Below are 19229 nucleotides of genomic sequence, written 5' to 3' on the forward strand. Positions count from 1 at the left end.
TTATGTAGATTTGGGCTTTGACGCTGTCGTGGCCAAACCCATTTCCCAGTCCGAGTTAACCGACTCTATTCTTACCAATTGTGTGTCAGTGAGTGAATGAGCCAAAAATCTCCCATGGAAGGTGGCAAAGTAGCCAGAGCTGGGCACTTTGCCTGTGGGATAAAATCATCTGCTGGCCTAACCGGGATGGTTTAACTTTGCAATGATCCTGTCACTGGCTTGCTCAACCAGGTCTAATACCAGTTCAAAGCCGTCGCCGCCGCCATAATAGGGGTCGGGTACTTCATCGTGTGGTTGTTCGCCATAACGTAAAAAGAGCGCCAGCTTGTGCTGATAGTGCGGCGGACAGCGGGATTGCAGGTCGACCAGGTTTTGCTCATCAGCACACAAGATCAAATCAAAGCATTCAAAGTCTTGTGACTGAACCTGCCGGGCTGTGATGGACGACAGGTTATAGCCCCGCTTATGTGCGGCCGCAGCACTGCGCCTGTCGGGTGGGTTGCCCTGATGGTAGGCAATGGTGCCCGCAGAATCGACTTCCAGGTTAAGCCCCTGCACAATGGCTGCATGTTTCAATACCGCTTCCATGGTCGGAGAGCGGCAGATGTTGCCCATACACACGACCAGTATTCTGGGCGGATTGCTCAATTGAATGGCGTCACTCATAAATGGATCCTTTTGCAGAGGGGCCGCCGGGGTAAGGCAGCCCTTAGTATCCGCCATCATATCAGACTTTTATGGCACAATTGCGCGAGATCACAGGCTTTCGTGAGGGCCGAAAACTTCGTACAGTATTCTTGCGTCATCAACCCCCAGCGCCAGCAACTGTTGTTTCAGGTCGGCCATAAAGGGGGTTGGGCCGCAAAGGTAGAATTCGCCGTTGTTTACAGGCAGAGTGTCACTCAATGGAGCCAGTACCATGCGTCCGGCACCTACCTGCTGTGAGCTGGTGCCGGTTGCACCCTCCTCAAACCAGGTGTAAGTAGTCAGTGCAGGCAGAGTGTGTGCGGCTTTTGTCAGCTCATTGTTAAAACTCAGTTGCGTCGGGGTGCGGCAGGCATGGAGGAAAAACACCGCCTGGTCGCTTTGTTGCTGGGCTTGCGTATGCAACATTGCCATCATAGGCGTAATACCTACTCCGGCACTGATCAACACTTTGGGCATATCGGTTTGCCTGAGCACAAAATCCCCCGCAGGTGGGGAGATGTCCAGCTCATCGCCCTCACTTAAGCCATGTAAATAGCCGGACACCAGGTTATCCAGCTTGACTGAAATGCGATAAAACCGGCCGTTAGAAGCATGAGATAAAGAGTACTGGCGAATTTGGCGATGGTTTTGGCCCGGGATGTCGCACTGCACAGCCAGGTATTGTCCTGCGTGATAAGGCATCACAGCCTGCCCATCACAGGGCTTAAGATAAAAACTCTTAACCAGGTCAGATTCCTGAACAATTTGGCTGATAGTGAAGCGGCGCGTGCCACGCCAGCCGCCATGGTGTTGCTCGGTCTGACGATAAATGCCTTCTTCCTGGGTGATAAATAAGTCGGCCAAAAAGGCATAGGCCTCAGCCCAGGCTTGTTCTATCTCTGCGTTAAACTGCTGTGGAAATTTTTCCCGTAAGGTCGCAAGCAGGTGCTCGCCAACAATGGGGTAGTGATGTGGCTGTATGCTGAGGCTGGCATGCTTATGGTTAATGCGCTTAATCGCATCACTCAGTACCTCAGGCTGGTCTATATAGGTTGCATAGGCCGCCAGTGCGTTAAACAACGCAAATTGCTGCCTGCCAGAGCGCTGGTTGCTGAGATTGAACACATCAAGTAATTCTGGGTTATGTGCGAACATTCGCTGGTAAAAGTGCTCTGTTACCTCAACACCGGCGTCGGCAAGTAGAGGGATTGATTGTTTAACCAGGGTAATGGTTCGTTGGCAAAGCATAAAAAACTCCTAATAAGTCCACTTTTCGTTTAAGTGGAGTAAATGCACGAAACAATAAAAACTAACCGCGACGCCCATCGAGGCGCTTGCGTACCAGCATGGGGGCGTAAATAAAGACAAACAGCGCAAAGCTGGCAGACCAGATCAGGGCACTGAGCTGCCAGGCCAGATGCGCGCCAATATATACGCTCAGCAGACTGCGAATGAGCGCGCTTGCAAGGACCAGTAAAAATGCCACAGACATCAACGGATGGGGGGTTAAGGGGCGGGCAGTATGGCCCAGTGCAACCCGAGCCATCATCGCCAGGATCATCATGCCCATACCACCTATGGTGATAAAGTGCAGGGCGTCTTTGGCCTGCAAGCTTGTGTTAAAGTAGGCGTAACCAAAGCCAATCAGGCCAAGCGCCATCATCAGGTAGGCCAGGTACAGCGACCACAGCAGAGGCACTAAAAATAACCGCCGATTAAACCACATAGCAGCACGCACCAGGTGTAACAGTCCGGCCAGGATCAACAGATAGCCAGGTATAACAGCAAGCTGCAAAAAGTGATGCGCAAAAAAGCCAGATATCCCCGTCACAGAAACAAACAGCAGTAGTTTATCGAGCCGGGGAGTACGCTGTTGCTGTGCCAGTCCCAGGCCTCGGGAGATAAAAAAGGGCACAACCCGGCCACCGAGTATGCTGATCAGCAAAGTAAAGCCGAGTACGGCCATTTGACTTAGCAGTCCAGCCAGCTCAAAGGCTTGCTGATCAACCACCACGAGAAACACCATGTTCAGGGTTGCCAGCAGTGCCAGTATCGGGACGAACAGGTAATTTTTGTTGTTATTAACCTGCACCACCACCCAGGTGAAATGTGCAATGGCAATGAGCCAGAATGCACCTTGCAGAGCCATTAGCCACAATAAGGGCAGGGATGACCAAACTCCGGCGACCCGGGCGCTGCCCCAGACCACGCAAAGCCCCAGCAAAGGCCAGCCATTTAAAGTGCTTACGCCGGTCCAGTTTTTGGCGGCGGTCAACAAAAAGCCAATGGCGATGGCGCTGGCAAAGCCAAACAGCATCTCGTGTGCATGCCACAGGGTTGCCGGGTAGGGGGCGGACCAGCTCAGGTAACCGCTCAATATTGCAAACCACACCAGCATTGCGCAGCAGGCCCAGAGGCTGGCGAGTAAAAACAGCGGACGAAATGCCAGCATCAACACAGGAGCATGTTGTAGCTGATACCATTTGGCAGTGCGTGGCATGGGTTCATCTAGGTTTAGCAGGGTCATCAGCGCACCTCCAGGCCCAGGTTATACTGGCAAAAACACCGCACCACATAACTGACCTTGAGCAGGGTAGCAAAAACAATGGTGCTGATATGGGCCGCTATTTGTGTCGACAATGACAGGTGATGGTCAAAGGCATAACTGGCCAAAATGGCCAGCATAAAGCCAATCAGGCTGAGCATCAGGCATTGATTGGCAAAAGGGAGCGTACGGCGATAAAGTCTCATAATTACCCTTGTAAAACACAGTGAGTCAAACTGATGGTACAGTGGCATGAACTGTGCCAAACTTTTATTTCATATAAAACAGTATGTTATGGTTTGTCTGCTTGCTGTGTGGAGTCATAATGACTTACACTGAAGATGTCTTTAAAACTTTTATAGGTCATATTGACTTGGATCAGCGAACCTTATCTCACCTGCTCGGTATCAGTACTGAGCTGGCTCAGCAACTTCCCCGTGTGAATGAAGGCGATATTGGCGCATTTACTCAGGCCCTGGTACGTGCAGTTCAGAGTGCAGTAACGGCCGATGCCATTGCGGTTTTACGCTGCGAGCAGGGGATTGCCTATCCGCTTGCCTGCTCGGGCCTTGCGCCAGAGGCGATGGGGCGGCGTTTTGTGATCAAAGATCACCCAAGGCTGGCGGCCATTGCTGGAGCTCAGCAACCGCAAATATTTGCGGCAGATTGCCCGCTGCCAGACCCGTATGATGGCATGCTGCTGGCCACCGCCGGGGCATTACCCGTTCACGCCTGCATGGGCTTTTCGCTATATCAGGACGCGCAACTGGTTGGCATGGTGACCTTTGACAGCCTCACGCCCAGCGCGTTTGAACAAGTTGCGCTGCCCATGCTCGTGATGTTGCAGTCATTGGTTGCAGCACATTTTGCGACCGCACTGAATCTGGCGGCATTGTCTGAGCAAGCGCGCCACGGCAGGGCGATGCTCAGAGAGCTCAGCCATCAGAGCTATACCATGATAGGCAACAGCGAAGTGATGCAACGGCTTAAGCAGGATATTGACCTGGTTGCGAATTCTGAGCTGAGCGTGCTGATCCAGGGTGAAACCGGCACGGGTAAAGAGCTGGTTGCACGGCGCATTCATGAACACTCCTCGCGCGCTCAGGGCCCGTTTGTTCAGGTCAACTGTGCATCGTTAAGTGAACACCTGGCCGAGAGTGAGTTTTTTGGCCACCGTAAAGGGGCCTTTACTGGTGCCGACAGACATCGTGAAGGTAAGTTCCTGGTGGCGCATGGTGGCACCCTGTTTCTTGATGAAATCGGTGAACTGCCGCTGGGCATGCAAAGCAAGTTACTGCGGGCGCTTCAAAGTGGCGAGATCCAGCCTGTCGGCACAGACAAGCCGCAATATGTTGATGTCAGGATAGTTGCTGCAACCAACCGGGATTTACGCCAGGAGGTTGAAGCGGGCCGCTTTCGCGCCGACTTGTATCATCGCCTGAGCGTATTTCCGCTGCAAGTGCCGCCGCTGAGAAACCGGGCACAGGACATTGTGCCGCTGGCGGGTTTTTTTGTTGAGCAATTGCGTAAAAAGCTGGGAGTGCGTCAATTGGTGCTGTCGGCACCTTTTTTAAAACAACTGCAGGCACACGACTGGCCGGGCAATGTGCGCGAGCTGGAACATGTACTCAGCCGGGCAGCGCTGAAAGCAAAGCATACCGCCCGGGCGCAGGATATTGTCGAGGTTGATATCACCCATGGTGTTCAGTGGCAAGCCAGCGCAGTGCATACATCGGCAGAAAGTCCAGGCAGCGAGACTACATCTGCGCCCGTTGCGCAAACCCTAAAGGCCGCCACAGAAGCGTTTCAGAAAAATCTCATCAAGGCCCGATTACAAGCCAATGAACTCAATTGGGCAGCCACTGCGCGCGAACTATCTGTTGACCGGGCGAACCTGGTGCGTCTGGCAAAACGTTTGGGCATAGAAACACTTAAAAAGCTAACCTGATGACACTGGCAATTTAGTAAAATGAAGTATCTGAACAAGGACTGTTATTCGTAATGGAAATTGTTCTTACTAAGTTTATAAGTCGTTTATTTTAAAAGAATATATTAAGAAATTTATTAGTTTTAATCGGTCTTGCTAAGTTGCGATTTTGTTCTAGGTTTATAGGGCGTCTAACTATTCCTTATTGAGGGGGCCCTATGCAGGGTAGCAAGCAAGTAATAGCAGCATTAAATCAGGTCTTAACGCTTGAGCTGACGTCTATTAACCAGTATTTTTTACACGCACGCATGTGGAAAAACTGGGGCATTGAAGAGCTCAACGAGAAAGCCTACAAAAAATCCATTAAAGACATGAAGCAGGCCGACGACTTAATCGAACGGATCTTATTCCTTGAAGGCCTGCCAAATTTGCAACATCTTGAAAAATTGCGCATTGGTGAGCACACCGAAGAAATGCTCAGCTGCGATATGGCATTTGAAACGGAGCAAATGCCGGTGCTGCGCAGTGCCATTGAGCTGTGTGAAAAAGAGCAGGATTATGTCAGTCGTGAACTGCTCGAAGATATTCTTGAATATGAGGAAGACTATGTCGATTGGCTGGAAACCCAGCAATTCCTCATCAAAAATTGCGGCATAGAAAACTATCTGCAATCGCAAATTGAGGAGTAAGACATGCAAGGTTCTCAAAAAGTAATCGATTTACTCAACAAGCAACTGACCCTGGAGCTATCGTCAATGGATCAGTATCTGGCCCATTCTAAAATGTACGAAGACTGGGGCCTGTCCAGATTGCACCATAAACTGGCCCATGAATACGAAGAAGAGCTGGATCATGCGAAGCGGATCACCGAGCGTATTTTGTTTCTTGAGGGCACGCCTGACACGGCATCCAGAGTGCCCATTAAAGTGGGAGAAAATGTTCAGGAAATGCTTGAAAACGACCTGGCAGCAGAGATCACGGTAAAAGATCATCTTAAGAAAGTCATTGCGGTCTGTGAGGAAGAGCAGGACTATGTGTCGCGCGAGATGCTCGAAGCGCTGCTTGACGACACCGAAATGGACCACATCTACTGGCTTGAACAGCACATTGGACTTATCAAACTTATTGGTTTGCCAAATTATATTCAAAGCCAGATGTCGGGTGGCGATCCCACTTAAATACTAGATTAAAGTGCAATCTTAAGGAGGCCATGCCTCCTTTTTTTATGTCGGATTAAACTGACTTTACGGGCTTGCCAAACAGGTTATTCACAGGGATACTTGCCGCCATGAAAGATGGCAGCATCAGGCTGTTGAAAACGGAGCGTTAAATTGGAAAGACAGGTCGCCTGCCTGGTAGAGGCATGTAAACAACTGAGCTTAAAACACGAATGTATCGACCGCGAACAAAACCTGGTCAGGGTGTATTTCAACCATGGTGTTGAGTACTTTGAGCTTAATAAAACCCCTTTTAACTCTGAGTCCATTTACGGCCTGTGCCGTGACAAAATGCATTCATATCAGGCGTTTAATCAAGCAGTAACCATGCCCGAGACGCTCTCTTTCCTCGATCCGAATGTGCCAGACGAGTACAAACACTATTTACAGTACCAAAACATGGATGAAATTGTTGCTACAGTTGAGCATACTTTTGGCTATCCGGTAGTTGTCAAAAGTAATAGCGGCGCACTGGGTGTGAATGTTCACTTATGCCAGGATAAAGCCTCGCTTGTGGCTGCCTTTGGTGAGATATTCAACGGTCAGTCAAAGCACTATGACTATCTGGCGCTGGCGCAGGCCTACGTTGAGAACAAGGCTGAATATCGTCTGGTGTGCGGCTTTGGTGAACCCTTGCTGGCCTATAAAAGGGGCATGGCGCAGACATTTAATGTGCGCTATTGGGAGAAAAATGAAGTTGCCACACTTGAGCAGGATGAGGCTTTGCTCACGGCGCTGTTTGAGTTTGTTAAGCCCGTGTTTGAGCTGGCAAATATCGGGTTTGTTGGCTTTGACATTATCCTGGGTCAGGATGACCGTTTTTATCTGATTGAACTGAACTCTTCCCCTAAGTTTAATCACCTGATCATAGATAATCCTGAACTTGGGCCTGCGGCGGTCACCAGCATGTACAAAAACATGCTACAAAAGCTGAATAATCGAACAACTTAGGGCTAAACTGTTGGAAACCCTGTGATCTGGTTATCCAACAATGAAATGGTTAAAGGACATAGACAGCAGTTTTGATACCCTGCTGACCGACTGTTACCAAAGGCGTGAAATGGACATGGAGCGCCATGTTAATAAGCTGCGTTTTTTTGGCCTGATGGCCTTATTCCTTACTGAACTGGCCATTGGTTTATACAGTATCGGCTGGGATACCACGCTGGTGGTCGTTGACTTGGCCACCATCGCCGTGGTGACTTGCTGGTGCGCTCTGGTCTCACACTGGTCTCGCTCCGAAGGCTACAAACCCTGGCTCAAATATGTCTCTATCTTATTCGATTACACTATTATTCTGGTGGTATCGGTCGAAATTGAGTCGCTGGATGTATTTAAACACTTTTTGCAGGACCTCCACCAGACTGAATTCGAACTCATGCTGGTGAGTGTTTTGTTGCTGTTTAATATTATGAGTGCATTTCGCCAGGGTAAGCTGATCATTTACTATTCCACACTCTGTTGCGTGGTGACCGGGACCTTAGTGCTCGAGCACAGCCACACAGCCAGAGCCATTGAGATCCACGAGCAAGTGATCATCATCTGCTCGGGTTTTTTAGCCTGGTCCTTGTCCAGTTATATCACCGGCACCTATACCAAGTTGCGCCATCGCGAGCGCCTGTTGCGCTATTTGCCTGAGCAATTAGTAAAAGCGGTAGAGCGGGGAGAGGTTGACATAGAACCTGGTGGCGAAAGGCGCGATGTGACGGTATTGATGGCGGATATCCGCGGCTTTACCCGTTTGTGTGAGCAGCACGACCCGGAAGTGATCACGCAATTGCTGAACCGCTACTTTTCGCGCATGAGCAGCGTTATTTTTATTCACCAGGGCATGATTGATAAATTTATCGGTGATGCGATCATGGCTGTATTCGGCACGCCTCAGGAAGAAGAAAACAACGCTAAAAACGCAATAGAAGCGGCCCGTCAGATGCTTCAGGCGCTGGAGGCACTCAACCAGGAATTTGTTGCAGAGGGCTTGCCGCGCATTGCGATTGGCATTGGCATACACAGTGGTGATGCTATTGCGGGTAATGTGGGTAGCAGCAGCTGTATGGACTACACTGTGATTGGCGATACAGTCAATGTGGCGGCTCGGATTGAAAGCAAAACCAAAGAGTTAAACTATCCGCTGCTGATCAGCGAGCAAAGTGTACACCAGTCCCGGCTGACACAGCTCAAACGGGTTGCCATGGTTGAGCTTACCGGGCGCAGTCAGCCTATCGAGGTGTATCACTATCCCGACTAAAAAAGATTAACAAGGTGTTGCGCTAAGCAATCTTTATGAAATAGTCTAACTTTAAATAATCAGTTACTTAACGCGCTTATGAATATGGAACGGACACTGCTTGCTGTTTTTCTTTGTATTGTGACTTTCAGTATACAGGCAAACGCGCCAGAGCGGCCCGTGCTGCATATTTACCATGACTCGGATTACAGCAGCCATAACGCGTCCGCTGAAGCCATGAAAATGGGCTTTAATAGTGCGCTCAGTGAGCGCAACTTTGAGGTTCAGGGGTTCAGGCTGCAATTGCTGGAAAAGGACCACAGGGGCAATAGTAATCGCAGTTTACTGACCATGCGACGCTTTTTGCAGGACGACAATGCGTTACTGATGCTCGGTGGATTACACTCACCGCCATATATCAAACATCGCGAATTTATTAACCAGCAGGGTATTTTGCTTTTAGTGCCCTGGGCTGCGGGTGGGCCGATAACACGGTACCCAGACGCCAACAACTGGGTATTCAGACTCTCTATTGATGACACCAAAGCCGGTTTGAGGCTGGTGGAATTTGCCAGGCAAAAGCAGTGTCGTTCGCCACACATGTTGCTGGAGCGCACCCCCTGGGGTAAATCAAATTATCAGACCATCACCCGGGCACTGGACAAGCCCGAGGCGCCCGTGACCTGGTTTAACTGGAACATAAAAATGAACGCCACCAAAATCATGCTGCGAGAAATTGTCAGCAGCGGCCATGACTGTGTGATATATGTCGGTAATGCGCTGGAGGGCAAACAACTGGTCAAAGCGGTTGCGCAGACACCAGAAGCACAGCGCCCAGCCATTATCAGTCACTGGGGCATAACGGGTGGTCACTTTTTCGAGCAGGTGGCTGATGAACTGCGTGCGGGCATAGATTTACACTTTCTGCAAAGCTGCTTCTCATTTCAGCAACGGCCGCATAGCGAATTTGCTGCGCAGGTTTGGCAGCGCTTGGTAAGCGCTTATCCGGACAAAGTCATTGATGGCCGATTTATTCAGTCTCCGGCCGGGTTTATTCACGGCTATGATTTGGGGCGGGTCCTGCTTGGCGCGCTCGAACAAATCGTTTTAAGCGGCGATGTAAAACAAGACAGAGCCGCATTGCGTGCTGCGCTTGAAGACCTCAAGCAGCCAGTTCAGGGGTTGCTGAAAGTGTACGAGAAGCCGTTCTCACCCTGGTCAGAGTCGCAGCCAGATGCCCATGAGGCGCTGGGCCTGGAAGACATTTGTATGGCCAGCTACAACGCTGATGGCAGTATCAAGGTGCTAAATAACTAATGAAAAATAATGCAGTGAAGTCGCTATTTAAAATGAGCTCCGACAAGGCATTCTACGCATTTTTGTTGTGTAGCCTGATATTGTCAGTGTCCTTGAGTTTGGTGATGCTCAGCAATCATGCCGATACCGCCATTCGGCAGGTACAAACGGAAGTACGACAGACTGAAGCGCGATTAGGGGTCAGTAACCTTGGCCAGTTTTTGCGTACCCGACTGGTACTGCTTAAAGACTTGGCGCAATATCCGGTTTTGGCCAACGGCGTGATGGGGTCAGATATTTCGCGTGCTTCTTTGTCTGACTTTCTGGGGGAGTATCGGATCCTGGGCAAAAAGGAGCCCTTGTCTTTGTACAATGTGCTGGGCGAGCCGGTATATCGCAGTGGCCAGGTCTCATCAGAGCCCGGCAAACAGGAAGAGTGGCTTGAGCTGCTGCTTGACGGGCGCTTACCACATGCGGTGATTTTACAACAAAACGAACAGTTATTTAGTTTTGTCATTGCCGTGCCCATTGAATACAACGGATTTACAGAAGGGGTGCTGGTTGCTGAGTTTGATACAGATCTGGCAAATTTGCTGGCCCTGGATCTGAGCAATCAGGCGCTGGCGGTCGAGTTGTCCGGGCAATGGGTCGATTACAGTAACGCCGCGCCTGGTGCAGAATATGTTGTGCTGCACAATACACAAATGCCGGGCACTGATATTCATGTCAGTCTGATGATCAGCCAGTCGACCATAGACGACAGCGTGTTTGATTTTACTGTTGAGCTTGGCCAGGCCATTTTTATTGGGCTTTCTTTATCCTTCCTGCTGTTGCTGTTTTTTGGTCGCCAGTTACTGCTGAATCCGTTCAAACGTCTTCAGACCTCAGAGCAAATGATCAAAAAAAGCGAGGAGCGCTTTAAACTGGCAATAGCCGGTAGTCATGATGGCATCTGGGATTGGGATATCGAAAGCGGAGATGTCTTTTATTCGCCAAGATACAGAGAGTTACTGGGTTATAGCCCCAATGATCTCAGCGGCTTTGCAGATCGCTTTGAGGTGCTGGAGCAGCATTTACATCCAAAAGACAGAAGTGCGACTTTTTCTGCGTTACAAGATCATTTAGATGGTAAAGGTGGCTTTGACGTAGAGTTTCGTCTGCGCACCAAACAAAACGACTATCGCTACTTTCGCTCAAAAGGGCTGGCACTGCGCGATGAGGCGGGAAAAGCCATTCGTATGTCGGGGTCTTTGACCGACATCACAGATCAAAAAATGTATCAGGAGGCGCTAAGCCAGGCAAAAGAACACAACGATTTGCTTGCCTATGCTATCGAGTCCTGTGATGTGGGCATTATTATTTCGGATGCCAAAGTGCAGGGCTTACCACTGACCTTTATCAATAGCGCATTTACTAAAATAACGGGCTATGGCGACGAGGTTTTGGGGACTAACTGTAAGTTTTTACAGGGCGAGGACACTGTACCAGAAGTGGTCGTCAATATGGTCGAAGCGATTAAACATCGCCAGGCGCACCGCACTGTGATCCTCAATTACACAAAGGATGGCAAGCCGTTTTGGAACAACCTGCATATTGCACCGGTGAGCAACGACCAGGGAGAGCTGGTTGCCTATGTGGGGATCATTCAGGATATTTCTGAGGAAATCGCGCAGGAAAGAGCGCTGGCAGAGGCAAAAAGTCAGGCCGAGCAGGCCAGTCGGGCGAAAAGTGAGTTTCTGGCCTCCATGAGCCATGAGATCCGTACCCCCATGAACGGCGTGCTGGGGATGTTGAATCTGCTACTCAGCAATGAGCTGGATGAGCAACAAACCCACAGGGTTAAGCTGGCGATGAGCAGTGCCAACTCATTGCTGAACCTGATCAATGACATACTCGATTTTTCTAAGGTAGATGCCGGAAAGTTAGAGCTTGAAATGCTCGACTTTGACTTGCGCGGCATGTTTGAAGACTTTGCCGAGTCGGCGGCTTTGCAGGCGCAATGTAAAGGGCTGGAACTGGTGTTGGATACTTTGGATATCGAGCAAAGTATGGCCAAAGGAGATCCAAGCCGGATCAGGCAAATTCTCGCGAATCTGGTTGGTAATGCGATTAAATTTACCGAGCAGGGCGAAGTGATTATCCAGGGAAAACTGACGGAACAGGAAGATAATCTACTGCGTCTGGAGTGTGCCATTACAGATACGGGGATAGGCATACCGAAAGCCAAAAGTGCGGCCCTGTTCGACTCCTTTTCTCAGGTTGACTCCTCTACCACACGAAAATATGGCGGCACCGGTCTGGGTCTGGCCATCGTCAGAAAGTTATGCCAGCTGATGGGCGGCGATGTCTCAGTGCAAAGCACAGAAGGTGAGGGGAGTACCTTTACATTCTCCGTGCTACTTGAGAAAAGTGCACAATCAAAGCAAATACTGCCTGATTTGGACATGTCTCAGCTTGAGCTTTTAGTAGTGGATGATAACCAGACAAACCGGACGGTATTAGGCCAGCAACTGCGGCACTGGGGCGCCCAGGTGTTTGAGTCTTCTTCCGGTATTGCCGCACTGGCTGAATGTGAAAAGCGCTACCACGATGGTCAGCGCAAAATGTTTGATATTGCCTTGCTGGATATGCAAATGCCCAATATGGACGGTGCACAACTGGGCAAAACCATCAAAGAAGATAAGCGTTTTGGGGGGATTAAGCTCATTATGATGACCTCCATTGGTCATCAGGGCGATGCTTCTTACTTTGCAGATCTGGGCTTCTCGGGGTATTTTCCCAAACCTGCAACCACGGAAGACTTATTTAATGCCCTGTCTGTGGTTGCCGATGACGGCGAGGCGCTGGCAAATGCCAAGCCGCTGGTGACGACCCATTATTTGAAGAGCATGAAAGACCCGCACCAGGATACGAAAAAGGTTAAGTGGTCTCCAAAGCCGCGTATTTTGCTCGCAGAGGACAATCAGGTTAACCAGATAGTGACAGTCAGTATGCTGCAAAAGCTCGATATTGAATCTGTGGATGTTGTTAATGATGGCAGTGAGGCGCTGCGTAACCTGAGAGAGTATCAACACTCTGAAGGTTATTCGCTGGTGCTGATGGATTGTCAGATGCCTGAAATGGACGGCTTTCATGCCACCAAAGCCATTCGAAAAGGGCAAGCCGGTAAGTCGAATATGGACATTACCATAGTGGCGCTCACCGCCAATGCCATGGTTGGTGATGAGAAAAAATGCCTTGAAGCCGGTATGAACGATTATCTGAGCAAACCTGTATCCATAGAGGCGCTGCTGAGTTGTCTGAAAAAGCACCTGGAGTATGAGCAAATCCTGGTCGAAGAATAAAAATAAAGAGTATCAAAATAATGCTAGCTAATTGCTGCGCTTAGCCTTATTATCGCGCGGCTTTGCTCAGGGTGAGTAAAGTTTGTACAGGCTGGGTGTGCTCGGCACTGTACATTTAACCTTGTAACTAAGTTAATTGACACCATGATAAGCAATAAAATAAAAGTGGTTTTTGATAAATCTGTTGATGCAATCTTTGCAGTCATCTTACTCTTTATCATCATCGGCATTGCCATTGGCACACTACAACTCTTCGTGACCACCTGGAAGCTGCTGGCATTTAAAGGGATCACCGGGCATTACATCGATATCATTGCGGATGTATTGACGCTGTATGTGCTGATTGAGCTGTCGCGCTCTTTGGTTGAATATTTTAATACCCATCGTTTAAGGCTGACCTTTATTGTTGATGGTGCGATTGTGTTTGTGATCCGGGAAATTTTGATTGCCCTGTTCAAACATGACCTTAAGCCAGACATGTTCTACGCATTTTCGGCGTTTTTATTTGTACTTGGCGCATTGCGTATTGCCTCTGTACTGGTATATCAGCGCGAAAAACACCTCGCAGAGCAGGAAAGTCACTAATCTTTACTTCGGGGCTGCGGCCCCGTTTTCAAACTCTTTTCTCTCAACCACCTTACGCGCGCTTAACTAATATTGCATAACAACGGGCTTTGCTTTCAGACCAGATTAGCTTAGGATTTTATACCAATTTTACTTAATACCTGGTCAATTTGAGAGAGCAAATACGACGCTAACGGCGTTAAAAATTTCTCATTTAGAACAACTAAATAGCAAAATTTTCGCCTGGTTATCGACCTTATTTTCTCGCCTCAAATTAGAACACTTAATTAAGCAAATTGGTATTTCTGTGATAATATACAGTGTTTTGGTTTTCGGGGTTGAGTGTCTATGTTAAAAGCGTTACCAGAAAAGTATTACCTCACCCACTTTAATGAGCTGCATGGGTTTATTGCAAAAACCAGCCTTCATTTGCTAAGCCCGGCGCAGCAAACGCTGTTCAGGGAGCTTGCATCTCTGGATGAGGATTGCCTGTGCCTGTTGTTGCGGATCATTAATCGCAAGCGCGTATTTGTAACCCGAGCCCAGCTTAACTACGCAGAAATTAACGATATTGATGCTGCGCTGCTGGCACTGGCGCGCAACGGCCTGATCAGTGTGGCACAAGATGAAGATAGCGATGTACTGCTGGCTGAGCTCACCAAGGAGCAGTTACAGTCTATTGCCGCTGAGCTGATTTCGTCTGGTTCTGCGTCTGTTGCAGCGCCGGCTAAATCGGCGAAAAAAGCTCTGTGGGTTGAGTTTGTCCATACACAAAGCAAAAGCGCTTCCCTGGCGGATACATCTGTCTTTCGTGCTCACCTGTCGGCGCCGGTCAAAGCGGACTTTGAATACTGGCTGTTTTTATTTTTTGGCAAACTGGGCGGCACCTTACAGCAATTTTCACTGCGCGACCTGGGTGTAATGCAAACGCGACAGGGCGTTGCCACTGGTAATGCGCATTTTTCGGAACTGGCAGAGGCGCAAAGTGCCTATTATTATCTTGTCCAGAGTAAAAACCTGAAAACTCTGGATTTGGCAGGCAAAGTGTCATTGGCAAAGCAAATTTGCGAACAGCAGGTGCCAGTCGCTGAGGGGCCGATGGCACAGGCAAGACGGGATGAACTGACGCACAAACTGGCTTGCCAGCTGGAGCAGGACGACGCGCAATTAGCAATGGCTATGCTTGAGCTCAGCAATCACCCAAAAGCACAGGAAAAATACATTCGTGCTTTGTATAGCGCTGGTGAGCATCAGGCCTGTCAGGCGCAATTGGAGGCTGTGTTAGCTTGCCCACAAAATGAAGAGCTGCTGATATTTGCCGAAGACTTCTCAGCGCTGAAATTCACCACCAAGCGTACCTCAGTACTCACCGATATGCTGCGTCAAAGCGGCACACCGATTGCGCTGGACGAGGCCTATGTTGGCTATCCTGAACAAGGGGCCATTGCCTGGTATCGCCGTCAGGGTTGCCAGGCCTTTCATGGAGAAAACCAGTTCTGGCGGATGTTATTTGTATTGGCTTTTTGGCCCGCGCTGTATGAATCTGATGCCAGTGCACCCAGTAACGAGTTTGACTTAACCCCCAAGAGCCTTAAATATAACCAGTTCTATGAAGTACATAGCGAGCAAATCGAGCAGATCCTGGCTGGTATTACAGATAATCAAAGTTTATTCGACTGGTTGTTGCACCAGGCAGGCTCGCATTTTGGCAAGCCGAATCGTTTAGTATTTTGGCATCAGCCAGGCATAGATCTCTTACTGATGGTGGCCCGGCTGCTCCCCATTGCGCCGTTAAAAGCACATCTGCGCGCCATGTGTAAAGATTTTAAAATGCTCAAAGATGGCTATCCGGATCTTATTTGCATTAAAGGTACCGACGTCTCATTTGTTGAAATTAAAGCGCCAGGCGACAGCCTTCGACGTAATCAGCTGGTGACCATAAGACGCCTGATGGAGTCGGGCTTTAAGGTGGATATTCAGCAAGTGTGCTGGCAAATAGCGCCGCAGCAGGCCTATGTTGTGATAGATGTGGAAACGACTGGAGGCAAAAAAGAGTTTGACCGCATAACCGAAATTGCCATGCTCAAAGTAGTTGATGGCCAGGTGACACAGCGCTGGCAAAGCTTAGTTAATCCGCTGCGGCGGATCCCGAAATACATCACCGAATTAACGGGTATAAGTAATGAGATGGTGGCTGATGCACCGCGTTTTTCTGAGGTTGCACAGCAAGTGGAAGACTTTATGCAGGATGCCATTTTTGTTGCGCACAACGTCAACTTTGATATGGGCTTTATCAAGGCTGAGTTTGCCCGTCTGGAGCAAACCTTCCAAAAGCCTAAGCTGTGTACGGTTCAGCAGGCCAGAAAGTGGCTGCCCGGCCTGAAGTCTTATGCGTTAAACAATGTGTGCCGCGAGCTGGGCATTACCTTAACCCAACATCACCGGGCGATGGCAGACGCACAAGCAACGGCCGAGTTATTTGTGATGATTAACGCGCAAAGGCTTGCACATCAGCAACCGTTAACTTAGCGGGGGTGTTTGTTTGAGGGGTTTAGTGTACATTGCTCCTCATGTCCTGAGTAAACAGTCATTGCTGTGTATAAAAAGTATCTCGTCTATTCTTTGTTGCAGGTTTCCTGGGGGTTGTCTGCGTTACTGCTGATATTTGCGATAGCACCCAACCTGATAGCTTTGTCTGTTCCTGCCTGGTCCATCCCTGTGTATCTGCTGATCTCTTGTGCCATTGTGTTTGGGGTATATGCAAGAGATAAAGCATTAGCAAAAAAAGGCACTGAGCGACTGTCCGAACGCCTGTCCGAACGCCTGTTACTGCTTGTCTCTGCGGGATCATGCCATATGGCAACCTTACCGGTTATGTCGGTGTTAAGGCATAAAACAATCAAGCTGCCGTTTTTATTAAAACTACTGGCTTTGTACCTGCTTCAGCTCTTGGCCTTTGTCACTGTGCTGATTGGTTATTTGATGTAATACCCAAGCGCCTGGCTTGCAGTTTTGGAAAGTTAGGTGACAGACTTGCGTCTGCCACCGGCCTATTAATCGAGCTTGAGTTCAAACTCGTAGTCCAGTTCGTCCATTAACGACCATCGATGCTGCTTGTTTTGCGTGCCTTTGCCCAGGATCCAGTAATCATAGCTCTTAGTAATTTGCCCCTGACTTTTGGCAATGGTGAGCCAGGCATTAACAAAACTCAGAATGTCCAGGTTACGCTTGGCAACGGCAAACCCGACTGGGTATTGCATCTGGGCACCTTTGGGCACAACAACGCCAAATTCCGGGTGGAACATGCTCCAGGCAAACCCAGCCTCAGCGCTTATCACCATGGCATCGAATTGTCCGTCGGATTCAAAGAATGCCTGATGATTCGACAACGCCGACACCTGAATATGAGGATATTTTTTTGCCAGGTCCTGCATCAGCGGGGTGTATTCCACATGCGCCAGGCGCAGATCCTTGTAGCTGAGCACCTGCTCCCGGGTGGCCAGTTGCTTAAGGCGATGATCTTTGGCAATTAAAGCCATTTGTAATTGCAGCACTGGATCACTAAATCTGACCTGACTAAGGTCGGCAACATTAATTTCCAGTCCCGACATCGCAATGTCAAAGAAGCCTTTATTCAGGTACTCAGCCAGTTGCGACTTTTTAAACGGAATAAACTCAACCTTCACATTCAGGTCGGCAGCCAGTTTATGGGCCAGACTGATATCAAAACCGACCAGTTCTCCTTTTTGGTTAAAGTAGCTAAATGGCACGTTGTCGACCAGGTAGCCCACCCTGAGTAAGTTTCGTTTTTTGATCACGTCTATGTTGGTCAGAGACAGCTCACCGCTTTGATAGGCCTTGGGCACATGGTTGAGCACTTCTGCCGGCACTTTATCGGAAACCACCATATTGGCAATTATCTCATCGGCCGCCTGCGTGTCGCGGGCCAGGTGATTGTTGGCCGTAAAGCTGAGTAACATAAATGCAGGCAGCAGGGCGCTGAGTAAAGTCAGGTAATACACCGAGCGGATCCGCTTAAGATGCAGCTGGCGTTTGGTATAGAAAATACTTAACAGCACGAAGGAAAAAATATAGATAACTGTGGTCGGAGAGACAATTTTAGCGGTCAGTACCGACATCGACAGATACAACTGATAGCTGTCTGCCGGGATCTTCAGGCTGTCCAGCAGATAAGGAATGGCAATATGCACGTTGGCAAAATAGCTCAGCATGGCCGATAAAGTGACATTGGGTATTTGATCCAGCGTAACCGGGCTGCCTGTCAGCCAGGCTGCAAAGGTGACAAACATCAATGTTGTCAGCTTACCTAAGCTTGGAAAGGTATAAGCAATGGGCACCAGCACTTCGGCGATATGGTCCGACTCTTCATCACTGCGTTTGATTTTTGCCAGATGGGCTTTGATCCCCTCCGTGATCACGGGTAAGACAATAAATACGTTGCCGGTACTGAATGCGGTGATCCATGCATTGCGCATCACCATGATCAGGTCGCGATACTTAACCGGGGTTAATGCTGCAACCAGCATGGGCAGCAAGGCAAACATCAGGTAAGCCCCCAGACAGGTAACCAGCACCAGATAAATTTGCAGGTTGTTGAGCTCTTCCATACTGATGGTGCCGGCGGTACTGGCGGTCATTGCAAAGATCCCAATCGGGAAAAGCTTAATGATCTTTTTCGAGATCAAAGAGAGCCCCTGACCCACGACTTCAAGCACGTCTAACAGGTTATTCTTTTGTCCGTTTGAAATTAACGACAGCCCAAGTGCAATACAAAAAATCACCAGTGCGGGCACATTGCCCTCGGCCATGGATGCAAAGGGATTGGCGGGAATATACTGGCTGACAAAGTCCACTTCCGGGGCGCTGGCCACCAGGGCGGGGGAGAAAAAAGTCCCGGCATCATGGCTGGGCAGCGTAAGTGAAAACGCCCAAATGGCAGCCAGGCCGACCAGCCACAGGCTTACCATGACAGTGGTTGCTTTGACTAGAATGGATTTAACCTGATCAGGATTAAACTTACCCAGCCCGACCACCAGACTGACCACAATGTAAGGGAAAATGGTGATCTGCATGAGTTTAACAAACCCTTCGCCGAGTGGTTTTAAAAACGCCACCCGTTCACCAAAAATAAGGCCACATGCAATACCGAGTAACAATGCCCAGAGCATCCAGTTCATGCTCTTCAACCAACCTAAAACGAGTTTCATAATCCCCATGTACGCAATAAAAAGAGCGAGATTATATTGAGGTTAGCTGAAATTAATCTGAATGCAGCGCAGATAAGTAAAACTGCAGGTGTATTTGCAAGCAAATAATAGTGATTGGTTTGTTGAGGTGGCTGTGTGCGCAGACGTCCAAACGAACCATGCTCGATTGATTTTACTATGAACAGCTTATTATT

General features: G+C 49.1%; 15 protein-coding genes. 10 read left to right on the plus strand and 5 right to left on the minus strand.

The genetic code is table 11. The features are described from left to right. Window positions 1-177: 177 nt before the first annotated feature. From L1285_RS14675 to L1285_RS14690, 4 genes are all read right to left on the minus strand, one after another. Entirely contained in the window at window positions 178-666 is a 489-nt protein-coding gene (locus tag L1285_RS14675) for a low molecular weight protein-tyrosine-phosphatase (protein ID WP_235412953.1), read from the minus strand. Window positions 667-756: 90 nt separating this feature from the next. Further along, window positions 757-1935: an NO-inducible flavohemoprotein gene (gene hmpA / locus L1285_RS14680; RefSeq protein WP_235412954.1), complete on the minus strand. Its 1179-nt coding sequence runs from the start codon at window positions 1933-1935 to the stop codon at window positions 757-759. Between the two features lie 61 nt (window positions 1936-1996). After that, complete coding sequence (locus tag L1285_RS14685) at window positions 1997-3214, minus strand: NnrS family protein (RefSeq protein WP_235412955.1); 1218 nt, start codon at window positions 3212-3214, stop codon at window positions 1997-1999. Then, entirely contained in the window at window positions 3214-3438 is a 225-nt protein-coding gene (locus L1285_RS14690) for a hypothetical protein (RefSeq protein WP_235412956.1), read from the minus strand. Before L1285_RS14690 ends, L1285_RS14685 begins: the two co-directional genes overlap by 1 nt. Window positions 3439-3557: 119 nt before the next feature. Here L1285_RS14690 and norR point away from each other — a divergent pair, with 119 nt between their 5' ends. The 10 genes from norR (at window position 3558) to L1285_RS14740 (ending at window position 16795) form a co-directional block, all read left to right on the plus strand. After that, a complete protein-coding gene (gene norR / locus L1285_RS14695) occupies window positions 3558-5180 on the plus strand; it encodes a nitric oxide reductase transcriptional regulator NorR (protein ID WP_235412957.1) in 1623 nt (540 codons plus the stop codon). A 197-nt stretch (window positions 5181-5377) separates the two neighbouring features. Continuing rightward, window positions 5378-5848, plus strand: a complete 471-nt coding sequence (gene bfr, locus L1285_RS14700) for a bacterioferritin (protein ID WP_235412958.1) — start codon at window positions 5378-5380, stop codon at window positions 5846-5848. Between the two features lie 3 nt (window positions 5849-5851). Next, on the plus strand, window positions 5852-6337 hold the full coding sequence (bfr, locus tag L1285_RS14705) for a bacterioferritin (protein ID WP_235412959.1): 486 nt from the start codon (window positions 5852-5854) through the stop codon (window positions 6335-6337). A 153-nt stretch (window positions 6338-6490) separates the two neighbouring features. Beyond that, the gene (locus tag L1285_RS14710) at window positions 6491-7327 is read left to right on the plus strand and encodes an ATP-grasp domain-containing protein (RefSeq protein ID WP_235412960.1); all 837 of its coding nucleotides are present in this window, start codon (window positions 6491-6493) and stop codon (window positions 7325-7327) included. A gap of 40 nt (window positions 7328-7367) precedes the next feature. After that, entirely contained in the window at window positions 7368-8624 is a 1257-nt protein-coding gene (locus L1285_RS14715; RefSeq protein WP_235412961.1) for an adenylate/guanylate cyclase domain-containing protein, read from the plus strand. A 159-nt stretch (window positions 8625-8783) separates the two neighbouring features. Continuing rightward, entirely contained in the window at window positions 8784-9920 is a 1137-nt protein-coding gene (locus L1285_RS14720; protein ID WP_235412962.1) for an ABC transporter substrate-binding protein, read from the plus strand. Beyond that, window positions 9920-13243 (plus strand): PAS domain-containing hybrid sensor histidine kinase/response regulator, encoded by a 3324-nt coding sequence (locus L1285_RS14725; RefSeq protein ID WP_235412963.1) that lies wholly within the window; start codon window positions 9920-9922, stop codon window positions 13241-13243. The genes L1285_RS14720 and L1285_RS14725 overlap by 1 nt, the downstream gene beginning before the upstream one ends. A 144-nt stretch (window positions 13244-13387) precedes the next feature. Next, complete coding sequence (locus L1285_RS14730) at window positions 13388-13828, plus strand: phosphate-starvation-inducible PsiE family protein (RefSeq protein ID WP_235412964.1); 441 nt, start codon at window positions 13388-13390, stop codon at window positions 13826-13828. A 327-nt stretch (window positions 13829-14155) separates the two neighbouring features. Then, complete coding sequence (locus tag L1285_RS14735; RefSeq protein ID WP_235412965.1) at window positions 14156-16336, plus strand: exonuclease domain-containing protein; 2181 nt, start codon at window positions 14156-14158, stop codon at window positions 16334-16336. Window positions 16337-16402: 66 nt separating this feature from the next. Next, window positions 16403-16795, plus strand: coding sequence for a DUF1294 domain-containing protein (locus L1285_RS14740; RefSeq protein WP_235412966.1), 393 nt, complete (start codon window positions 16403-16405; stop codon window positions 16793-16795). A 65-nt stretch (window positions 16796-16860) separates the two neighbouring features. Here L1285_RS14740 and L1285_RS14745 read toward each other — a convergent pair whose 3' ends face one another. Next, complete coding sequence (locus L1285_RS14745; RefSeq protein WP_442960508.1) at window positions 16861-18996, minus strand: cation:dicarboxylate symporter family transporter; 2136 nt, start codon at window positions 18994-18996, stop codon at window positions 16861-16863. Window positions 18997-19229: the final 233 nt, after the last annotated feature.

The sequence above is a fragment of the Pseudoalteromonas sp. DL2-H2.2 genome, assembly GCF_021532535.1.
In the GTDB taxonomy this organism is placed as follows: Bacteria; Pseudomonadota; Gammaproteobacteria; order Enterobacterales; family Alteromonadaceae; genus Pseudoalteromonas; species Pseudoalteromonas rubra_A.